Raw genomic sequence first — 18,625 nt, 5'->3', positions numbered from 1 at the left:
TTCGATCAGCGCGGTCGGTCACGGTGGAGCACTCCCTCTCTCGCTCTCCTGGTGCAGCACCCCGTCGAGGTCGCGCAGCCGGTCCAGGCCGCGCAGGGCCTGCGTCATCCGCCGGTTCCCCTCGAGCTGCTCGCGGTGCCCGGCCAGGAAGTTCCAGTAGCCGGCGGTGAACGGGCAGGCGTCCTCACCGACCCGCACCTTCGGATCGTAGCGACAGCCCCCGCAGAAGTCGCTCATCCGGTCGATGTAGGCGCCCCCGGAGGCGTAGGGCTTCGTGGCCAGCACCCCGTGGTCGGCGTGCTGGGACATGCCGACCACGTTCGTCGTCATGACCCAGTCGTAGCCGTCGACGAAGTTCCGCCAGAACCAGTCCGCGAGGTCGGCCGGGTGGTACCCGCGCTGCAGGCCCCAGTTGCCCAGCACCATGAGCCGCGGGATGTGGTGCGCCCACCCCTCGTCGCGGACCCCGGCCAGGACGTGGTGCAGGCAGTTCGCCGTCACGGCGTCCGCGTCGAGGTCGGCGAACCACCGCGGCAGCTCCGTCCGGGCGTCCAACGCGTTGCGCTGCTTGTAGTCCTCCCCCAGGTGCCAGTACAGGTGCCAGGTGTAGGAGCGCCAGCCCACGACCTGCCGGACGAAACCCTCCACCGAGGCGAGCCGGACGTCGTGCTCACGGCCGTGCTCCTGGGCCCTGCGGGCGACCTCGACGGGGTCGAGCAGGCCGAGGTTCATCGGCACCGACAGCAACGAGTGCGACATCCACGGGTCCTGGGCCATCATCGCGTCCTCGTAGACGCCGAACTGCTCCAGCCGGTCGGTGAGGAACCGGCGCAGGCCGCTCAGCGCCTCCCGGCGGGTGACGGCGAACCGCCGCGGCCCGTCGGCGCCGGTGAACTCCACGCCCTCCTCGCGCTCCCAGCGGTCCAGGTCCGCGCGGACCTCCTCGTCGATCTCGTCCTCGGTGGGCCACCAGGGTTCGCGGACGTCGAGCGCCGTCCGCTCCTTCGGCGGCCCCTGCCGGTTGTCGTGGTCGTAGTTCCAGGACCCGCCGAGGGGCTTGTCACCGTCCATGAGCAGCCCGTGGTGGCGCCGCACGTCGCGGTAGAAGTCCTCCATGAGCAGGCGCTTCCCGCCGCGCCGGCCGGCCCAGTGCGCGAACTGCCCCTCCGAGACGACGAACCCGCGCGAGGCGAGGACCTCGACGTCGTCCAGGCGTCGGACGAGGCGGCGCGCGGCGTAGGAGGTGGGGTCGCACACGCTGACGGGTTCCCCGCACTCCGCCAGCCCCTCGCGGTAGGTGCGGGCGCGCACGAGGACGGCCTGGTCCCCCAGCTCGGCGGCCCGGTGCCGCAGCGCGGACAGGACGAGGTGGGCCTTGCGGCGGTGGAAGCGGCCCCGGCGGAAGACGTCCACGGACTCCACGAGCAGCACCGGCTGGCGGGGGGCGTCGAGGAAGTGCGGGCCGAGCTGGTCGGCGAACAGCCAGCGCCGGGTGCGCGGGGACCGCTCCGGCAGCTCGTCAGGGGTCACCACGTCCACACTCTGACGACGGACCCGCCCCTCGGCACCCCGGAACGGGTGCCCGGACCGGGCGCGTGCACGCCGAGGGGGTTGCCCCGCCCGCAGCCCGGGTAGTCGTCCTGCGTGGACGCGCCCGGACCTCACACCCTGCTGACCGTCTACCTCGGCGACCACCTCGCCGGGGCGAGCGCCGGACGGGCGCGCCTGGCGCGGGCGGCGCGAGCGCACGCGGGGACGGGGACGGGCCGGGTCCTGGCGGACCTGCACACCGAGGTCGTCGCGGACCGGCGCGAGCTGCTGCGGTGGGTGCGGGTCCTGGGCGTCCGGCGGCGGCGGCACCTGGAGCTGGCGGCCCGCGCCGTGGAGGCGCTGGTCGCGCTCAAGCCCAACGGCCGGTTCGTGCGGCGGTCCCCGTTGCGCGCGGTGGTCGAGCTGGAGGGGCTGCTGCTGGGGGTGGAGGGCAAGGCCGCCGGCTGGCGCAGCCTGCGGGAGCTGGCCGACGCCGGCGGCCCGGCGGCGTCCCGGCTCGACCCGGTGGCGCTGGACGTGCTGATCGAGCGCGCGCAACGGCAGACGGCCACGCTGGAGCGCCTGCGCCGTGCCGCCGTCCGCGACGTCTTCGGTGGCTGAGACGGCCGACCGCGGGCCGCAGGGGACGGAGGCGCAGCGGCGGGCTACTCGTCCTTGCCGAGCCGAGTGGCGCCCTCGGCGTCGCGGGTGGCGCCGGCGGCCTCCTCGCGGGCCCGCTTGAGGGCTTCGGCCGGGTCCTCCAGCACGACGTCGGGCAGACCGGTGTCGTGCGGTGCGTCCTCGCGGTCGGCGCGGCGGCGCGGCGCGTCCCCGTCACCCCCGGCACCCCCGGCACCCCCGTCGGCACCGCCGTGGGCGGAGAACATCGAGCCGAACCCCTTGAGGGCGTCGTTGAGCTCGCTGGGGACGATCCAGACCTTGTTCGCGTCACCGCGGGCGATCTGCGGCAGCGTCTGCAGGTACTGGTAGGCCAGCAGCTTGGGGTCGGGGTCGCCGCGGTGGATGGCGTCGAACACCTGGGTGATGGCCTTCGCCTCGCCCTGGGACTTCAGGATCGCGGCCTGCGCCTGACCCTCGGCCCGCAGGATCTGGGACTGCTTCTCGCCCTCGGCGGTGAGGATCTGCGACTGCTTCAGGCCCTCGGCGTTCAAGATCGCGGCGCGCCGGTCGCGTTCGGCGCGCATCTGCTTCTCCATCGAGTCCTGCACGCTCGCCGGCGGGTCGATCGCCTTGAGCTCCACGCGGTTGACGCGGATCCCCCAGCGGCCGGTGGCGTCGTCGAGGACCCCGCGCAGCTGGCCGTTGATCTGGTCGCGGCTGGTCAGCGTCTGCTCGAGGTCGAGCGAGCCGATGACGTTGCGCAGGGTCGTCACCGTGAGCTGCTCGATGCCCTGGATGTAGTTCGCGATCTCGTACGTCGCCGACTTCGGGTCGGTCGGCTGGTAGTAGATGACCGTGTCGATGCTCACGACGAGGTTGTCGGACGTGATGACCGGCTGCGGCGGGAACGAGACGACCTGCTCGCGCAGGTCGACGTTCGCGCGCACCTTGTCGATGAACGGCACGAGGAAGTGCAGACCGGCGTCCAGGGTGCGTGAGTAGCGCCCGAGCCGTTCGACGATCACGGCCGTGGCCTGCGGGACGATGCGGATCGTCCGGATGACGATCGTCACCACGAACAGGACGACGAGCACCAGGACGATGAGGGTCACGACGTTGTCCATCAGGGTTCCTCCGGGACGGCCGTCGGCGGTGGGGCTGCGGGCAGGGGTCCGACGACGGCGGTGGCGCCGTCGATCGCGGTGACCACGACGTCGACCCCCGCCGCGAAGGCCGGACCCGCCGAACGCGCCGACCACGTCTCACCGGCGAGCTTGACCTGCCCGCCGCGGACGGTGACGTCGGCGAGGACGATCGCGGGCCGCCCGACGAGCGCGGCGGAGTTCGTCGTGCCGACCGGTGGCATCCGCAGCCGGCGCAGCAGGACGGGCCGGATGGTCCCGATGAGCAGCCCGGCGACGGCGGCCGACACGAGCACCTGCCCGACGAAACCCAGGCCGAGCGCGTCGGCGGCGGCGCCTGCGAGGGCACCGCCGGCGAGCATGGCGAAGACCAGGTCGATCGCGGTGATCTCGAGGATCCCCAGGACGAGCGCCGCCGCGATCCACAGCAACCAGCTGCGGTCGAGCACGGCGTCGAGGAACTCCACGGTGATCACCCCCTGGCGGTGATCCTACCCACGCGCCCCTCCGTACTCCGACAGCGGCGGGCAGGAGCACACGAGGTTGCGGTCCCCGGCCGCCCCGTCGATGCGGCGCACCGGCGGCCAGTACTTCGTGCGCGGGTCCATCCCGGCGGGGTAGACGGCCTCGGCCCGCGTGTAGGGGTGGTCCCACTCCCCCACCAGGGAGGCCGCCGTGTGCGGGGCGTGCCGCAGCGGGGAGTCCTCCACGGCCCAGCGGCCGTCGGCGACGTCCTGCACCTCGGCGGCGATGGCGAGCATCGCGTCGCAGAACCGGTCCAGCTCGGCCAGGTCCTCGCTCTCGGTGGGTTCGACCATGAGCGTGCCCGCGACGGGGAAGGACATGGTCGGGGCGTGGAACCCGTGGTCGATGAGCCGCTTCGCGACGTCGTCGACCGTGACGCCGGTGGCCTTCGTCAGGGGGCGCAGGTCGAGGATGCACTCGTGGGCGACGAGCCCGCCCGGGCCCCGGTACAGGACCGGGAACGCCCCGGACAGCCGGGTCGCGACGTAGTTCGCGGACAGCACCGCCTGGACGGTCGCGGCGCGCAGGCCGTCCGGGCCCATGAGCCGCAGGTACGCCCACGGGATCGGCAGGATCCCCGCGGACCCGAACGGGGCGGCCGAGACCATCCCGACGCCACCCGCGTCCGGGGCGGTCGAGGGCAGGAACGGCGCGAGGTGGGAGCGGACCGCGACCGGGCCGACGCCCGGGCCGCCGCCGCCGTGGGGGATGCAGAACGTCTTGTGCAGGTTCAGGTGCGAGACGTCGGCGCCGAACTTCCCGGGACGGGCCAGGCCGACGAGGGCGTTGAGGTTCGCGCCGTCGACGTAGACCTGACCGCCGGCGTCGTGGACGAGGGCGCAGACCTCGCGGATCGACTCCTCGTAGACCCCGTGGGTCGAGGGGTAGGTGACCATGAGCGCGGCGAGGTCGTCGGCGTGCTGGGAGACCTTGGCGCGCAGGTCGTCGAGGTCGACGTCGCCGGCCTCGTCGCACGCCACGACGACGACCTTCAACCCGGCCATGACCGCGCTGGCGGCGTTCGTGCCGTGCGCCGAGCTCGGGATGAGGCAGATCGTGCGCTCGCGGCGCCCCTGCGCCACGTGGTAGGCGCGGATCGCCAGGAGCCCGGCGAACTCGCCCTGCGAACCGGCGTTGGGCTGCAGCGAGACCGCGTCGTAACCGGTCACCTCGGCGAGCCAGCGCTCGAGGTCGGCGACGAGTTCGGCGGTGCCCGCGAGCTGGTCGGCGGGCGCGTACGGGTGCAGGTCGGCGAACTCGGGCCAGGAGATCGGCTCCAGCTCGGTCGTCGCGTTGAGCTTCATCGTGCACGAGCCCAGCGGGATCGCGCCGCGGTCGAGGGCGTAGTCGGCGTCGGACAGCCGGCTGAGGTAGCGCAGCATGGCCGTCTCGGACCGGTGCTGGGAGAACACCGGGTGGGTGAGGAACCCCGACGTGCGGCGCAGGGGTGCGGGCAGGGCGGGTTCGGCGGCCACCTCGGCCACGGCGAGCCCGAAACCGCGCAGGGCCGCGGCGACGTGCGCCTCCGAGGTCGTCTCGTCGACGGTGATCCCGACGTGGTCGGCGTCGACGCGGCGCAGGTTCACGCCCGCCTCCAGGGCGGCGGCGACCACCTCGTCCGCCCGGCCGGGCACGCGCGCCAGGACGGTGTCGAAGAACTCCGCGTGCACGACCTCGACGCCACCGTCGCGCAGCTGCTGCGCGAGGGCCGCGGCGCGGCGGGCCACCTGCAGACCGATGGCGCGCAGGCCGTCCGGGCCGTGCCAGACGGCGTAGCACCCGGCCATGACGGCCAGCAGCACCTGGGCGGTGCAGATGTTCGACGTCGCCTTGTCGCGGCGGATGTGCTGCTCGCGCGTCTGCAGCGCCAGGCGGTAGGCCGCGTTCCCGTCGGCGTCGACGGAGACGCCGACGAGGCGCCCGGGCAGGGACCGTTCCAGGCCCTTGCGGACGGCCATGTACGCCGCGTGCGGCCCCCCCGCCCCCATGGGGACGCCGAAGCGCTGGCTGGACCCGACGGCCACGTCGACGCCGAACTCGGCCGGCGGGACGAGGACGGTGAGGGCGAGCAGGTCGGCCGCGGCGACGGTGACGGCACCGCGGGCCTTCGCGTCGGCGACGACGGCCGCCAGGTCGCGGACCCGGCCCGAGGTGCCCGGGTACTGCACGAGGAGCCCGAACACGTCACCGACCCCGGCGAGCGGGTCGGGCGCGTCGAGGTCGACGAGCGCCAGCTCGATGCCCAGCGGCACGGCGCGGGTGCGCAGCACCGCGAGCGTCTGCGGCAGGACGTCGGCGTCGACGGCGAACACGGCCCCCTCCGGCGCCTTGGAGGTGCGCCGGGCCAGCGTCACGGCCTCGGCCGCGGCGGTGCCCTCGTCGAGCAGGGAGGCGTTGGCGATGTCCAGGCCGGTGAGGTCGGTGACCGCGGTCTGGAAGTTCAGCAGGGCCTCGAGGCGGCCCTGGGAGATCTCGGGCTGGTACGGCGTGTACGCCGTGTACCAGGCGGGGTCCTCCAGGACGTTGCGGCGCACGACGGCGGGTGTGCGGGTGCCGTGGTAGCCGAGCCCGATGAGGGAGGGCACGACGCGGTTGCGGCCGGCGAGGGCCCGCAGGGCCGCCGTCACCGACGTCTCGTCGAGCGCCTCGGGCAGGTCGAGGACGCCGTCGCGGATGCCCGCGGGGACCGCCCGGTCGACGAGCTCGTCGAGGGAGGACAACCCCACGACGTCGAGCATGCGGGCCACGGCCGCCGCACCGGGCCCGATGTGGCGGGCGCTGAACGGCAGGGCGGCGGGTTCGGGGGTGAACTCGGGCAGCTCGGTGGACGCGGGCAGGGACGGCGAGGTCATGGACGCTCCGGAGGTCTGGCGGTGCTCGGACGGACCTCCCCGTCTGTCACCCGCCGCGGACGGCGCGTTCCAGAGCGGCCTGCCCCACGAAGTCCTTCCGCCTGAGAGGTTCCGGGGATGTTGCCCCTTCGGCGCCCCGGCCCGGACGGGTCGGGGTCTCTCCCTCGCGGGGTGATCGGCTCACGGGGAGTCTACGCGGTCCTCGACGCGGGGCGCGGAGGCCGCCTCGGCGCTAGGTTGTGCCCGTGATCACCCTCGCCGTCTGCAGTGCCAAGGGCGGTGTCGGGAAGACCTCGGTCGTGCTCGGTCTCGCGTCGGCCGCCCTCAGCCGCGGGACCAGCACCCTCGTGGTCGACCTCGACCCGCAGGCGGACGCGACGTCGGGCCTGGACGTGAGTGCCCACCGGGACCACGACCTCGCCGCGGTCCTGGAGTCCCCCAAGCGCCGCGTCGCCGAGGACGCGGTCGCACCCAGCGGCTGGGTCGACGACCACCCGGGGCTGCTCGACGTCGTCAGCGGGTCCGCCTCCTCCGCGCGCCGGGACACCCCCGACGCCGACGAGGAGGAGCTCAAGGCCCTGCGGCGCGCGCTGCGCAAGCTCGACGACCACGACCTCGCGATCCTGGACACCCCACCCTCGCTCAACGGCCTCACGCGCTCGGCGTGGCGCGCCGCGGACGCCGTCCTCGTGGTCTCCGACGCCAGCCGCTTCTCGGTCGCCGCCGTGGACCGCACGCTGCGCGAGGTGCGGTCGCTGCGCTCCGCGCCCCGGGTCGTCGGCATCGTCGTCAACCGCTTCACCCAGCGCTCGGGGGAGCAGCGCTTCCGCCTGGAGGAACTGCGGGAGCTGTTCGGCGACCTCGTGCTGGACCCGCTGCCGGACCGCGTGTCCGTCCCGCAGTCCCAGGGCGCGGGGGTCGCGCTGCACACGTTGAAGCCTCGGACCGCCAAGGCGCTCGCCGCGCAGTTCGAGACCCTGCTCGACCGGGTGCTCACCCCCTGAGGGGGAACCTGACCCGGGAACCTGACCCGGCCCGGGGACGTCTCGAGGTGCAGGGAGGGTGCGCGGGGCCTATCTTCTGTGATCAGGTCGTGCGCACCATGGTCCCGATCGGTGCCGCCGCCGCTCTCCCCGTGCACGCCGCGGGTCCTAGGAGGTCTCGTGACGTCGTCCAACACCCCCCTGACCGGGTCCGCCCGCGCTGACGTTCCCGCGCGCGTCGTCCGACCGGTCCGCGCCGCGACCCCGGCCGGTCGCCGCACCGTCGCGGCCGACCCCGAGGTGGAGCGCATCACCGCCCTGGTGGGGGAACTGCGGACCCGGTGGAGCCGGTCGGACGCCGACATCGCGACGCGACTGCGCCCGGGGGTCGACGACGCCCAGCTCGACGCGGTCGAGCGCCAGCTGGGCCTGCTCGTCCCGCGAGCCGCCCGGGCGTGGTGGCGAGCCGTCGACGGGGTCGATCCCGTCCGGACGACGTTCCGGACCAGTTCCCCCACCGTCGGCCCCGGCGGCTGGGTGCCGCTGCGCCTGGAGGACGCCGTCGCCCGCGCCACCGGTCAGGGGCCGGGGCTGGCGGCCCCGCCGGCCCTGCTGCCGATGTTCGCCCGCGACGAGGAGTGCATCGCCGTCCGCCTCGGTTCCGGGCGCGCGGTCGTGGAACAGCTCGTCCTCGTCGAGGACGGTGAGAGCTACCAGCACTCCTGGCGCGTCGGGCTCGACGAGCTGCTCAGCACGTGGGCGGGATCGCTGCTGGCCGCTGTGATCTGGTTGCCGGACGCCCACGACTGGGTGACCGACCCCTTCGCGCTGCAGGCGCTGCCGCGGGCCGAGCTGCTGGACTGAGGGCCGGGGGCCGACCGGAGGACGAGGACCCCGCCCTCCGTCACCGCACCCGCCCCGCGGGTGGTGACGGGCGCTGGGGTCAGCCGGCTTCGCGGGCGGAACGCCGGCGCGAGAGTTCGTCGGCCAGGACCACGGACGGGTCGGGTGCGTCGGTGCCGGGCTGGTCGTGCTCGGCGAGGCGTTCGCTGGGCAGCGAGGCCAGTTCACCCTCCACCTCGCGCCACACCCGGCCGACGGCGATGCCGAAGACACCCTGCCCGCCCTGGACGAGATCTATCACCTCGTCCGCCGAGGTGCACTCGTAGACGCTGGCGCCGTCGGACATGAGCGTGATCTGCGCGAGGTCGTCGACCCCGCGCTCGCGCAGGTGGGTCACGGCGACGCGGATCTGGTGCAGCGAGACGCCGGTGTCCAGGAGCCGCTTCACGACCTTGAGGACCAGGATGTCCCGGAAGCCGTACAGGCGCTGGGACCCGGAGCCGGAGGCCCCGCGGACGCTGGGTTCGACGAGCCCGGTGCGGGCCCAGTAGTCGAGCTGGCGGTAGGTGATGCCGGCGGCCTTGCAGGCCGTCTGCCCGCGGTACCCGACCTCGTCGTCGAGATCGGGCAGGTCCTCGGCGAAGAGGAGACCTTGTGCACGCACGGGTCGGGACACCTTCCGCGACGACCCCGCGACTGCGTCGCCACTGCTCACGCCAGCCTCCTCGTCATCGCCACCCGACGAGGATTCGTGCGGGAGCGTTCTGCACACCGACCGTAGAAGAGCACCCCCGGAGCGTCAACGAGGCGCGCGGCGCGGCGTGTCCCGTGACCGTTCTGTGACCGGGACAGGCCACGCGCACCCGTCAGCGCTCCTCCGAGCCGGACTCGAAGTCCTCGGGGGTGATGTGGTCGAGGAACTCGCGGAACTTCTCCACCTCGTCCTCGTCCTCGTCGGGGACGGGCACGCCCCCGGAGTCCAGCACGCCGTCGTCGCCGACGATCGGGCACCCCACGCGCAGCGCCAGCGCGATGGCGTCGGAGGTCCGCGAACCGACCGTGAGCCCACCGTCGAAGGCCAGCTCGGCGTAGTAGACGTTGTCCTTGACCGCGACGATCCGGACCTCCTCGACCCGGCGGCCGACGGCCTCGATGACGTCCTTGAGCAGGTCGTGGGTCAACGGCCGGGGCGGGACGACGCCCTGCTGGGCGAAGGCGATGGCGCTGGCCTCGGGCGCACCGATCCAAATCGGCAGGTACCGGTCGCCGTCGCGTTCCCGCAGCAGGACGATCGGGTTGTTGGAGGGCATCTCGACCCTGACACCGACGACATCGAGCGCTCGCACCCCTTCACCGTACCCCCCGCACGCGTCCGGCACCCCGCCGGAACGCGCTCAGCGGACGGTGCGCCCGAGGGCACCCGCGACGAGGGCCGTGTGCAGCCGCAGGCAGGCCGCGGCGACCTCGCGCGCCACCTGATCGCGCTGGCCGGTCCGCTGCCGCGGCGCCGCGACCTGGTCGGCCAGGGCGACCTCGCGGTCGGCCGCGGTGCGGAACACCCGCAGGTGCCGGGCCTCGATGCCGTGCGCGGCGAGCGCGGCCGCGGCGCGCAGCACCTCGAGGGCCTCGCCGTCGTACCAGGGACCACCCGGGGCCGGGGACAGGACCCCGAACCCCTCCAGCGCGTCGAGCAGCTCGGGCTCGACGCCGGACTCGCGCAGCAGCTCACCGCGCGTGAGCCGCAGACCCGCGGCGCGGCCGTCGAAGCGCTCGACCCCCGTCGTGGCGGGCGGCTCGGTGCCCGGGACCCGCGGGGAGGGGTCGGAGGGGTCGGGGAGCTCCAGGCCGCGGTCCACGGCCTCGAGGTGCTCGCGGATGACCTTCAGCGGCAGGTAGTGGTCCCGCTGGGCCGACAGCACGTACCGCAACCGGTCCACGTCGTCGGAGGAGAACTTCCGGTACCCGGACGGGGTGCGCCCGGGTTCGACGAGGCCCTGCTCCTCGAGGAAGCGGATCTTCGAGATCGTCAGGTCGGAGAAGTCCGGCGACAGGATCGCCATGACCTCCCCGATGGTCATCCGGGGTTGGCTCGGGTCGAGCGACCGCGCTCCCGCAGCGCTCACGGACGCACCTGCGGGCTCGAGTGGTACTCGAGGCGGTACTTGCCGATCTGGACCTCGTCGCCGACGGCGAGCAGCACGTCGTCGATCCGCTCCCGGTTGACGTAGGTGCCGTTGAGGCTGCCGACGTCGCGGACCCGGAAGCCCGGGCCCGTCACCGGGTCCGGGGCCCGGAGGAACTCGGCGTGCCGGCGGGAGACCGTGACGTCGTCGAGGAAGATGTCGCTCGTCTGGTGCCGGCCGGCGGAGGTGCGCTCGGCGTCGAGCAAGAACCGCGAGCCGGCGTTCGGGCCCCGGCGCACGACGAGGAGCGCCGAGCCGGCGGGGAGGGCGTCGATGGCCTCGGTGTCGTCGGCCGTGAGCCCGCGCTCGGCGCTCTCGTGGACCTCCGGGACGGCGAGCCCGGCGAAGGACATCGTGGAGTCCACGGGCCGCTCCTGCCCCGGACGTCCGGGAGGGGCCCCCTCCTCCGAACCCGTCGGCTCGTTGGTCGGCTCAGAGCCCGGCGCGGACATCGACACCACCTCTCGCTGGCAGAGCACGTGACCACCGGGTGCAGGCGGACGGTCACGCTCGGATCTTCGGGAACCACAGTAGCCGGGACCGACCCGCAGGTCAGCCCGCGTGTCGGCCCGTTCCGGCGACCGGGTGGACGGGGTGGTCCCGGGGCCGGAGGGGCCGGTCAGCCGGCGTGGGCGGTGTACGCCTCCGCGTCGAGCAGCCCGCCGACCTCCGACGGGTCGGCGGGGGTGATGGTGAACATCCAGCCCTCGCCGTAGGGGTCGGTGTTGACGAGGTCCGGACGCGTCTCCAGACCCGGGTTGTGGCCCGACACCGTGCCCGAGACCGGTGCGGTGATCTCGCTGACGCTCTTGGTCGACTCCACCTCGCCGACCGCGCCACCGGCGCTCACCTGCTCGCCCTCGGCGGGCAGGGAGACGTAGACGACGTCCCCGAGCTGGTCCTGGGCGTGGTCGGTGATCCCGACGCGGACGGAGCCGTCGGCCTCCACGCGCACCCACTCGTGCTCGCTGGTGTAGCGCAGGTCGGCGGGGACGTTCGACATGGGTCGCGGGACTCCTCACGGGGCGGTGGTGCGTCCGCGGGTCACTGCTGCGGCGACGCCGGGCGAGCGTACTGAGGCGCCGAGACGGCGTGCAAGGCGGTCAGCGACACGCCGTCCTCCCCCGGCCGCTGCTGCACGTCCAGGTCGGCCCCGGCCGAGCGCAGCGTCTCGCGCACCCCGCCGGGGATGTCCAGCGCGGTGGCGAGCGTGGAGGGGTCGCCGATGACCGTCACGACGTACGGGGACCGCTCCGGGCGGCCGTCGACGAGGACGCCCCCGGAGCCGTCGGCGAAGGCCGTCTGGGCGACGACGCGGGTTCCCCCGACCTGGATGCCCTCGGCCCCGGAGTCGCGCAGCTCCTGCACGAGCTGGATGAGGTTCGTGGAGCGCAGCGCCGACCCGGGGTCGGTGATCGTCGCGACGATGCCGGGGCCGTGGGCCGGCAGCGTGCCGGCGAGCAGGCCGTACTCCCGGGCCCGGGCGGCCGCGGCCTGCTCGGCGGCGGCCGCGCGGTCGGAACCCTCGGTCAGCTCCCGCCGGGTGGCCTCCAGCTCCTGGACCTCCGCGGCGAGCCGGTCCCCGCGCTCGGTCGTGTCGTCGAGGATGCGGACGAGGTCGCTCTCGCGCAGGTCCGCCAGGCCCGAGGTGTCCGTCTGGCGGACCTGCACCACGACCCCGAAGCCCAGGGCGGCGCAGAGCACCCCGGCCAGCACCTGAGCGCGGGTGGCCCGCGGGGCGGCGGCCCGCCGCAACCGGCGCCAGGGGCCGGGGACGGGGGTCGCGCTCGTCGGGCGTTCGCTCATCAGGCGTTGAACAGGTGCCGGCGGATGGCGGCGACGTTGGAGAAGATCCGGACGCCGAGCACGACGACGACCCCGGTGGACAGCTGGGACCCGACGCCGAGCTGGTCGCCGAGGTAGACGACGAGCGCCGCGACGACGGCGTTGGACAGGAAGGACACGACGAAGACCTTGTCGTCGAAGATGCCGTCGAGCACGGCGCGCAGACCGCCGAAGACGGCGTCGAGCGCGGCGACGACGGCGATCGGCAGGTAGGGCTGCAGGGCGACGGGGACCTCGGGGTGCAGGAGCACCCCCAGGACGACGCCGACGACGAGTCCGACCGCTGCGATCACGTGGCGCAACCCTACTGGCCCACCGCGCCGGCCCGGGCGGAGCGCAGGTCCAGCCGCGCGGCGGGCAGCTCGAGCGCGTCGGCCGTGCCGACCTCGGTGCGCACGCCGTAGTTGTCGCGCAGCACCTGCAGGTAGCGCCCGGCCACGGAGGCGGCGAACGCCGTCTGCAGCGCGGCCGGGTCCCCGACGGCGGAGACGGTGTACGGCGGGGTCAGGGGGCGGTAGTCGACGAGGATCGCCTCCCCCGCGGCCCGGACGGACGACAGCGCCCCCAGGCGCTGCCCGTTGACGGCCACGGCCTCGGCCCCGGCCGCCCACAGGCCGTTGACGACGAGCTGGACGTCGCGGTCGACGACGCGGCCCGACGTCGCGCCCGCGCCGGCCTCGGGGGTCGGGGCGTCGTCGAGGACGACGCGCAGCCCGGGACCGGTCACCGGGGTCGCGGCGGCGGCGACCTCGAGCGCGGAGGCCGCGGCGTCGGCGGAGGCGGCCGGCGCACCGCCGAGGGAGGCGGCGAGCCGGGCGTTGCCGTCCTGCAGCGCGGCGGCGCGGTCGGCGAGGTCGTCGGCGCGGGCGGTGCCGTCCTCGATGCGCTCCACGAGCTGGGTGCGGCCGCGGTCGGCGGCGGGTCCGGCGGCGCGCGAGCCCGCGACGGCGAGCAGGACCCCGACGGCGAGCAGGGCCAGGACCGTGGCGGTGCGCGTCGCGCGGGTCGGGGGACGGCCGGTCCCGGCGCGCCGGCGGGCCGCGGCCGCGTACCCCGGGTCGAGCGGGCGCTCCATCACCTCGGTGAGCAGGCGGGTGCTGGCCGCGGGGTCGCGGTGCGGGTCGACCGGTCGCGGCGCCGGGCGCAGCAGCGAGCGCACCAGGGGACGCAGGGGGGTCACCGGTGCTCGGCCCGCCACAGCTGCACGACCTGCTGGACGTAGAGGATGCCCGCCCACCAGTACAGGCCGGTCCCCCACAGCGCGAAGGCCCAGCCCAGGGCACCGGCGGGCAGGGACAGCGTGGTGGACACCTGCTCGAGCAGCAGGAGGGGGAAGGCGTAGAGCAGGCAGAACGTGCCGGCCTTGCCGAGGAAGTGGACCGGCAGCGCGCTGTGGCCGAGCCGGGCCAGCACGGGCAGCGTCGCGACCATCGTCAGGTCGCGGGCGACGAGGACGACGACGAGCCACCAGGGGACGAGCCCGCGGTAGGCCAGGCCCAGCAGCGTGGTGAGGATGTAGAGGCGGTCGGCGAAGGGGTCCAGCACCTGCCCCAGGCGCGTGACCTGGTTCCAGCGCCGGGCCAGGTGGCCGTCGAGGTAGTCGCTGGCTCCGCTGACCGCCAGGACGAGCAGCGCCCACCCGTCCTGGCGCTGCACGATGAGCACCGCGAAGACCGGGACCAGGAGGAGCCGCAGGAAGCTCAGCGCGTTCGGGACGGTGAGGACGCGGTTGCTGACGACCTGACCCTGCGCCGTCGCCACGCCGACCCCGCCCCTCGATCACCCGCTGTTCCCTGCCCCCGACGGGGACCTGCAGCCTACGGCCCCCCAGCCGGCGGGTCGGTCCCGGTGGCGGTGCTGCAGCGCTGCCCGCGCTCGGTGCGGGGCCTAGCCGAACTCCGCGAGGGCCTTGAGGACGCGCTCGTCGCTCACCGGGTGGGCCGTCGGGACCCCTTGGGCGAACTTCTGCAGGCGCAGTTCCTCCAGGGTCCAGCGCAGCCGCGCGAGCTCGGGCGGGACCTGCCCGCCGGAGCGTTCCCCGCTGCGCCGGACGGCGGCGCGCCACTGGTCGCGCACGCGGGTGAACTCCGCCATCCGCACGCGGTCGCGCTGGGGGTTGTCCGGCATGGTCGCCAGGCGCCGGTCGATGCCCTGCAGGTACCGCAGCAGGTCCGGCAGCCGGTCCAGGCCCGTCTGCGCCACGAACCCCGCGTGGACGAGCTCCGTGAACTGCTCGCGGACGTCGGCCAGCGACGGCACGAGGGCCAGGCTGCTCGTGCGCGAGATGTTCCGCTCGACCGCGGCCGCCGTCCGCAGCACGCGCAGGGTCCGGTCCACCGTCGTGGCGGTCAGCCCGGTGAAGCGGGGGCGCGCGGTCGCGACGAGCGCCGCGAACGCCTCCCGCGTCCGCACGTCCGTCCCGTGCGCCTCCTCGAGCAGCTGCGCCGCCGCGGCGTGCGCGGCGTCGGCCACGACGGCGTTCGCGTCCCCGTGCGGGGCACGGGCCAGCAGCAGCCTGGCGTCGTTGGCGAGCCCGTCCTGCACGGCGCGCGCGGGCGAGGGCAGGGCTAGCAGCAGCAGCCGCAGGACCCCGTCGCGGTGGGCCGTCCGCGCAGCGGCCTGCGTCGGGAACGTCCGCAGCGCGACGGTCCCCCCCTCGTCGACGAGGGCCGGGAAGGACGTGACGTCGGTGCCGCGCACGACGCTCGTGTGCGTGGCCGGCACCGGGTCGGGCAGGTCGTCCCACGACGTCGCGCCCGTGCGCTGCACGTCGTCGGCGGCCGCCGTCAGCGTCTGGGCGACGGTCTCCTCCAGCTGCGCCCGCAGCCGGGGGAAGTCCGCACCGGCCGCGATGACCGACCCGTCCGCCCCGCGCACGCGGAACGTGGGCCGCAGGTGCGCGGGCACCCTGGTCCAGTCCACGTCCTGCTCGTAGATCTCCGTGCCGTCGCCGAGCGCGGGCAGTTCCCGCTCGAAGGCCGCCCAGAACTCCTCCCGCCGCGGGCTGACCCGTTCCAGGAACCGGGTGGCCTTGTCCGGCGCCGGGGCGAGGTTGCGGCGCAGCTCCTTGGGCAGCGAGCGGATCATCGCCGTCACGAGGTCGTGCCGGAACCCCGGCACCTGCCACAGCAGGTCGCGGTCGTCGAAGCGGTTGACGACCTCGACGGGCACCTCGACGGTCAGCCCGTCGGCCGCCGAGCCGGGGTCGAAGACGTAGTCCAGCACCAGGTCCAGGTCGCCCTGGCGCCAGGTCAGCGGGAACTGCTCCTCGCTCACCGCGTCGTCCTCGGTGACGAGCATCGCCGGGTCGAACGTCAGCAGCTCGGGGTCCTCGCGCCGCGCCTGCTTCCACCAGGCGTCGAAGTGGCGGCCGGAGACGACGTCGGCGGGCACCCGCGCGTCGTAGAACGTGAACAGCACCTCGTCGTCGACGACGATGTCGCGCCGCCGCGCGCGGTGCTCCAGCTCCTCGGCCTCGGCGAGGAGTTCCCGGTTGCGGTGGAAGAAGGCGTGCCGCGTCTCGAAGTCCCCCTCGACGAGGGCGTGCCGCAGGAAGAGGTCCCGCGACAGTTCCGGGTCGATCCCGCCGTAGGCGACGGTGCGGCCCGCGACGACGGGCACGCCGTAGAGGGTCACGCGTTCCGTGGCGACGACGGCCGCGCGCTTGCGGGACCACCGGGGCTCGGAGTACGTGCGCTTGACGACGTGCTCGGCCAGCGGTTCGATCCACCGCGGGTCGATGCCCCCCACGACGCGCGCCCACAACCGCGACGTCTCGACGAGTTCGGCGGCGACGACCCAGTCGGGGTTCTTGCGGCCCAGGGCCGATCCCGGGGAGAGCGCGAACTTCGCCCCCCGGGCACCCGAGTACTCCGTCTGCGTCCGCCGCTGATCGCGGCGCCCGCCCTTGTCCTCACGGACGTCCTTGAGCCCGACGTTGCCGAGCAGCCCCGCCAGCAGCGAGCGGTGCACGGCGTCGGCGTCGTACCCGGGGTCGGGGAACACCTCGCCCTCGGCGAGCTCGGCCGGTGCGGGCCGTTCGACCTCGAACTGCAGGTCCCGCACCACCCGGCGCAGCTGGGAGAACGTGTCCTGCCACTCCCGCAGGCGCAGGAAGTGCAGCAGCTCGGCCTTCACCCGGCGGCGGAACGCCGAGCTGGACAGCTCTCGCTGCAGGTGCTGCAGGTAGGACCACAGGTTCAGGTAGGTGAGGAAGTCGGAGGTCTCGTCCCGGAAGCGCGCGTGCAGCTGCGCGGCCCGCTCACGCTGCTCCAGCGGGCGTTCGCGCGGGTCCTGCACCGACAGCGCCGCGACGACGACGAGGACGTCGCGCAGGCAGCCGTTGCGCTGCCCCTCCAGCACCATGCGGCCCAGCCGCGGGTCGATCGGCAGCCGGGCGAGGTCGCGGCCCGTGCGCGTCAGCCGGGGCACCCCGCGGTCGGCGGGCCGCGCCGGTTCCAGCGCCCCGAGTTCGGCCAGCAGCGCGAGGCCGTCGGCGACGGCGCGCGGCTCGGGGGGTTCGACGAACGGGAAGCGCGCGATGTCGCCCAGGCCCAGGGAGGTCATCTGCAGGATGACGGCGGCGAGGTTGGTGCGCAGGATCTCCGGGTCCGTGAACTCCGGTCGGGACTCGTAGTCGGCCTGGGAGTACAGCCGGATGCAGATGCCGTCGGCGACGCGCCCGCACCGGCCGGCGCGCTGGTTCGCCGAGGCCTGCGAGATGCGTTCGACCGGCAGGCGCTGCACCTTCGTGCGGTGGCTGTACCGGGAGATGCGCGCGGTCCCGGCGTCCACGACGTACCGGATCCCGGGCACCGTCAGCGAGGTCTCGGCCACGTTGGTGGCCAGCACGATCCGGCGGTTCCCGCTCGTACGGAACACCCGGTGCTGCTCCTCGGCGGACAACCGCGCGAACAGCGGCAGGATCTCCGTCCCGCGCAGCTCCCGGGTCTTCACCAGGTCGGCGAGGGCGTCGGCGGTGTCCCGGATCTCCCGCTCCCCGGGCAGGAACACGAGGACGTCACCGGGCCCCTCGGCGGCCAGTTCCCGGACGGCGTCGAGGATGCCCTCGGTCTGGTCGCGGTCGTCGCCGACGAGGGCGGTCAGGTCGTCCCGGTCGTCGAGGGAGTCGCCGTCCCCCTCGTCCTCGCTCCCGAGGTCCCCGAGGAGTTCCTCGGCCAGTTCCGCGGCCAGCAGCGGCCGGTAGCGGACCTGCACCGGGTAGGTGCGGCCGGAGACCTCCAGGACCGGCGCCCCGCCGAAGTGCCGGGAGAACCGCTGCGGGTCGATGGTCGCCGAGGTGATGACGAGCTTGAGGTCGGGGCGGCGCGGCAGGAGCTGGGCCAGGTAGCCCAGGAGGAAGTCGATGGTGAGGCTGCGCTCGTGCGCCTCGTCGACGATGAGGGTGTCGTACTGCAGGAGTTCGGGGTCGCGCTGGATCTCCGCCAGCAGGATCCCGTCCGTCATGACCTTGACGAGGCTGTCCTCGCCGACCGTGTCGGTGAACCGCACGGCGTACCCGACGGTGCCGCCGAGCTCGGTGCGCAGTTCCTCGGCGACGCGCTCGGCGACGGCCCGGGCGGCGATGCGGCGCGGCTGGGTGTGCCCGATCCGGCCGCGGACTCCCCGCCCGACCTCCAGGGCGATCTTCGGGAGCTGGGTGGTCTTGCCCGACCCGGTCTCCCCCGCCACCACGATCACCTGGTGCTCGGCGAGGGCGCGGGCGATGTCGTCCTTGGCCTGGCTGACGGGCAGCTGCTCGGGGTACTCCAGCGCCGGCACGGACGCCGCCCGTCGCGCCGTGCGCGCCTCGGCGGCCGTGGTCAGCGCCTCCAGCTGGTCCAGGTCGGCGGCGAACGCCTCGGGGGGACGACGGGCCAGCGCCGCGAGCCGGCGCCGCAGCCGGTCCTCGTCGCGCAGCGAGACGCCCCCCAGCCGTTCGGCCAGCGCCCGCGCGCGGGGGTCGTCCGGCAGGGCCCGGGCCTGCGGACCGGGACGGCCTCCGCCGGGACGACCGGAGCGCCCGCGGGAGGAGGACGAGCGGGAGGAGCTGCGGGAACGCTGCGGGGTGCGGGACATGACCCGCCGATTCTAGGTCCGGC

The 18,625-nt window shown here is 74.5% G+C and carries 17 protein-coding genes and 1 riboswitch; of the genes, 3 read left to right on the top strand and 14 right to left on the bottom strand.

Going from position 1 to position 18,625, the window contains the following annotated elements; translation table 11 throughout:
• Positions 1 to 18: 18 nt before the first annotated feature.
• Complete coding sequence (locus tag AB2L28_RS11650; RefSeq protein ID WP_370718971.1) at positions 19 to 1,539, bottom strand: cryptochrome/photolyase family protein; 1,521 nt, start codon at positions 1,537 to 1,539, stop codon at positions 19 to 21.
• Between the two features lie 105 nt (positions 1,540 to 1,644).
• On the opposite strand from AB2L28_RS11650, the gene AB2L28_RS11645 reads away from it, so the two are divergent.
• Entirely contained in the window at positions 1,645 to 2,151 is a 507-nt protein-coding gene (locus tag AB2L28_RS11645; RefSeq protein WP_370718970.1) for a hypothetical protein, read from the top strand.
• A 44-nt stretch (positions 2,152 to 2,195) separates the two neighbouring features.
• Here AB2L28_RS11645 and AB2L28_RS11640 read toward each other — a convergent pair whose 3' ends face one another.
• The 3 genes from AB2L28_RS11640 to gcvP are packed head-to-tail and all read right to left on the bottom strand — an operon-like array spanning position 2,196 to position 6,670.
• On the bottom strand, positions 2,196 to 3,275 hold the full coding sequence (locus AB2L28_RS11640) for an SPFH domain-containing protein (RefSeq protein WP_370718968.1): 1,080 nt from the start codon (positions 3,273 to 3,275) through the stop codon (positions 2,196 to 2,198).
• On the bottom strand, positions 3,275 to 3,769 hold the full coding sequence (locus AB2L28_RS11635) for an NfeD family protein (protein WP_370718966.1): 495 nt from the start codon (positions 3,767 to 3,769) through the stop codon (positions 3,275 to 3,277). Before AB2L28_RS11635 ends, AB2L28_RS11640 begins: the two co-directional genes overlap by 1 nt.
• A 15-nt stretch (positions 3,770 to 3,784) precedes the next feature.
• On the bottom strand, positions 3,785 to 6,670 hold the full coding sequence (gcvP, locus tag AB2L28_RS11630) for an aminomethyl-transferring glycine dehydrogenase (RefSeq protein WP_370718965.1): 2,886 nt from the start codon (positions 6,668 to 6,670) through the stop codon (positions 3,785 to 3,787).
• Positions 6,671 to 6,749: 79 nt separating this feature from the next.
• Positions 6,750 to 6,845, bottom strand: a riboswitch (glycine riboswitch).
• A gap of 70 nt (positions 6,846 to 6,915) precedes the next feature.
• Here gcvP and AB2L28_RS11625 point away from each other — a divergent pair.
• A complete protein-coding gene (locus AB2L28_RS11625) occupies positions 6,916 to 7,674 on the top strand; it encodes a ParA family protein (RefSeq protein ID WP_370718964.1) in 759 nt (252 codons plus the stop codon).
• Positions 7,675 to 7,833: 159 nt separating this feature from the next.
• Positions 7,834 to 8,517 (top strand): SMI1/KNR4 family protein, encoded by a 684-nt coding sequence (locus AB2L28_RS11620; protein ID WP_370718962.1) that lies wholly within the window; start codon positions 7,834 to 7,836, stop codon positions 8,515 to 8,517.
• A gap of 79 nt (positions 8,518 to 8,596) precedes the next feature.
• Here AB2L28_RS11620 and AB2L28_RS11615 read toward each other — a convergent pair whose 3' ends face one another.
• The 10 genes from AB2L28_RS11615 to hrpA all read right to left on the bottom strand — a co-directional run bounded on the left by AB2L28_RS11615 (position 8,597) and on the right by hrpA (position 18,602).
• The gene (locus AB2L28_RS11615; RefSeq protein ID WP_370718960.1) at positions 8,597 to 9,211 is read right to left on the bottom strand and encodes a MerR family transcriptional regulator; all 615 of its coding nucleotides are present in this window, start codon (positions 9,209 to 9,211) and stop codon (positions 8,597 to 8,599) included.
• A gap of 151 nt (positions 9,212 to 9,362) precedes the next feature.
• On the bottom strand, positions 9,363 to 9,842 hold the full coding sequence (locus AB2L28_RS11610; protein ID WP_370718959.1) for a bifunctional nuclease family protein: 480 nt from the start codon (positions 9,840 to 9,842) through the stop codon (positions 9,363 to 9,365).
• A gap of 48 nt (positions 9,843 to 9,890) precedes the next feature.
• The gene (gene ftsR / locus AB2L28_RS11605; protein WP_370718957.1) at positions 9,891 to 10,619 is read right to left on the bottom strand and encodes a transcriptional regulator FtsR; all 729 of its coding nucleotides are present in this window, start codon (positions 10,617 to 10,619) and stop codon (positions 9,891 to 9,893) included.
• Positions 10,616 to 11,131 carry an FHA domain-containing protein gene (locus AB2L28_RS11600; RefSeq protein ID WP_370718956.1) on the bottom strand — a complete coding sequence of 172 codons (516 nt, stop codon included), beginning with the start codon at positions 11,129 to 11,131 and terminating at the stop codon, positions 10,616 to 10,618. The genes ftsR and AB2L28_RS11600 overlap by 4 nt, the downstream gene beginning before the upstream one ends.
• A gap of 167 nt (positions 11,132 to 11,298) precedes the next feature.
• Positions 11,299 to 11,682: a glycine cleavage system protein GcvH gene (gene gcvH / locus AB2L28_RS11595; RefSeq protein WP_370718954.1), complete on the bottom strand. Its 384-nt coding sequence runs from the start codon at positions 11,680 to 11,682 to the stop codon at positions 11,299 to 11,301.
• Between the two features lie 41 nt (positions 11,683 to 11,723).
• Positions 11,724 to 12,485 (bottom strand): DUF881 domain-containing protein, encoded by a 762-nt coding sequence (locus tag AB2L28_RS11590; RefSeq protein ID WP_370718953.1) that lies wholly within the window; start codon positions 12,483 to 12,485, stop codon positions 11,724 to 11,726.
• On the bottom strand, positions 12,485 to 12,817 hold the full coding sequence (locus tag AB2L28_RS11585; protein WP_370718951.1) for a small basic family protein: 333 nt from the start codon (positions 12,815 to 12,817) through the stop codon (positions 12,485 to 12,487). Before AB2L28_RS11585 ends, AB2L28_RS11590 begins: the two co-directional genes overlap by 1 nt.
• 11 nt (positions 12,818 to 12,828) lie before the next feature.
• A complete protein-coding gene (locus AB2L28_RS11580; RefSeq protein WP_370718949.1) occupies positions 12,829 to 13,704 on the bottom strand; it encodes a DUF881 domain-containing protein in 876 nt (291 codons plus the stop codon).
• Positions 13,701 to 14,285, bottom strand: coding sequence for a cardiolipin synthase ClsA (clsA, locus tag AB2L28_RS11575; RefSeq protein WP_370718948.1), 585 nt, complete (start codon positions 14,283 to 14,285; stop codon positions 13,701 to 13,703). Before clsA ends, AB2L28_RS11580 begins: the two co-directional genes overlap by 4 nt.
• 126 nt (positions 14,286 to 14,411) lie before the next feature.
• Positions 14,412 to 18,602, bottom strand: a complete 4,191-nt coding sequence (hrpA, locus tag AB2L28_RS11570; protein ID WP_370718946.1) for an ATP-dependent RNA helicase HrpA — start codon at positions 18,600 to 18,602, stop codon at positions 14,412 to 14,414.
• Positions 18,603 to 18,625: the final 23 nt, after the last annotated feature.

The sequence above is a fragment of the Kineococcus mangrovi genome, from assembly GCF_041320705.1.
Classification (GTDB): Bacteria; Actinomycetota; Actinomycetes; order Actinomycetales; family Kineococcaceae; genus Kineococcus; species Kineococcus mangrovi.
This window is presented reverse-complemented; position numbering and strand designations above follow the sequence as displayed.

Bases quoted from the DNA above. Each gene is read 5' to 3' on its own strand.
- gcvH (WP_370718954.1), bottom strand. From the start codon at position 11,682: ATGTCGAACGTCCCCGCCGACCTGCGCTACACCAGCGAGCACGAGTGG.
- AB2L28_RS11640 (WP_370718968.1), bottom strand. From the start codon at position 3,275: ATGGACAACGTCGTGACCCTCATCGTCCTGGTGCTCGTCGTCCTGTTC.
- AB2L28_RS11590 (WP_370718953.1), bottom strand. From the start codon at position 12,485: ATGAGCGAACGCCCGACGAGCGCGACCCCCGTCCCCGGCCCCTGGCGC.
- AB2L28_RS11600 (WP_370718956.1), bottom strand. From the start codon at position 11,131: ATGTCCGCGCCGGGCTCTGAGCCGACCAACGAGCCGACGGGTTCGGAG.
- gcvP (WP_370718965.1), bottom strand. From the start codon at position 6,670: ATGACCTCGCCGTCCCTGCCCGCGTCCACCGAGCTGCCCGAGTTCACC.
- hrpA (WP_370718946.1), bottom strand. From the start codon at position 18,602: ATGTCCCGCACCCCGCAGCGTTCCCGCAGCTCCTCCCGCTCGTCCTCC.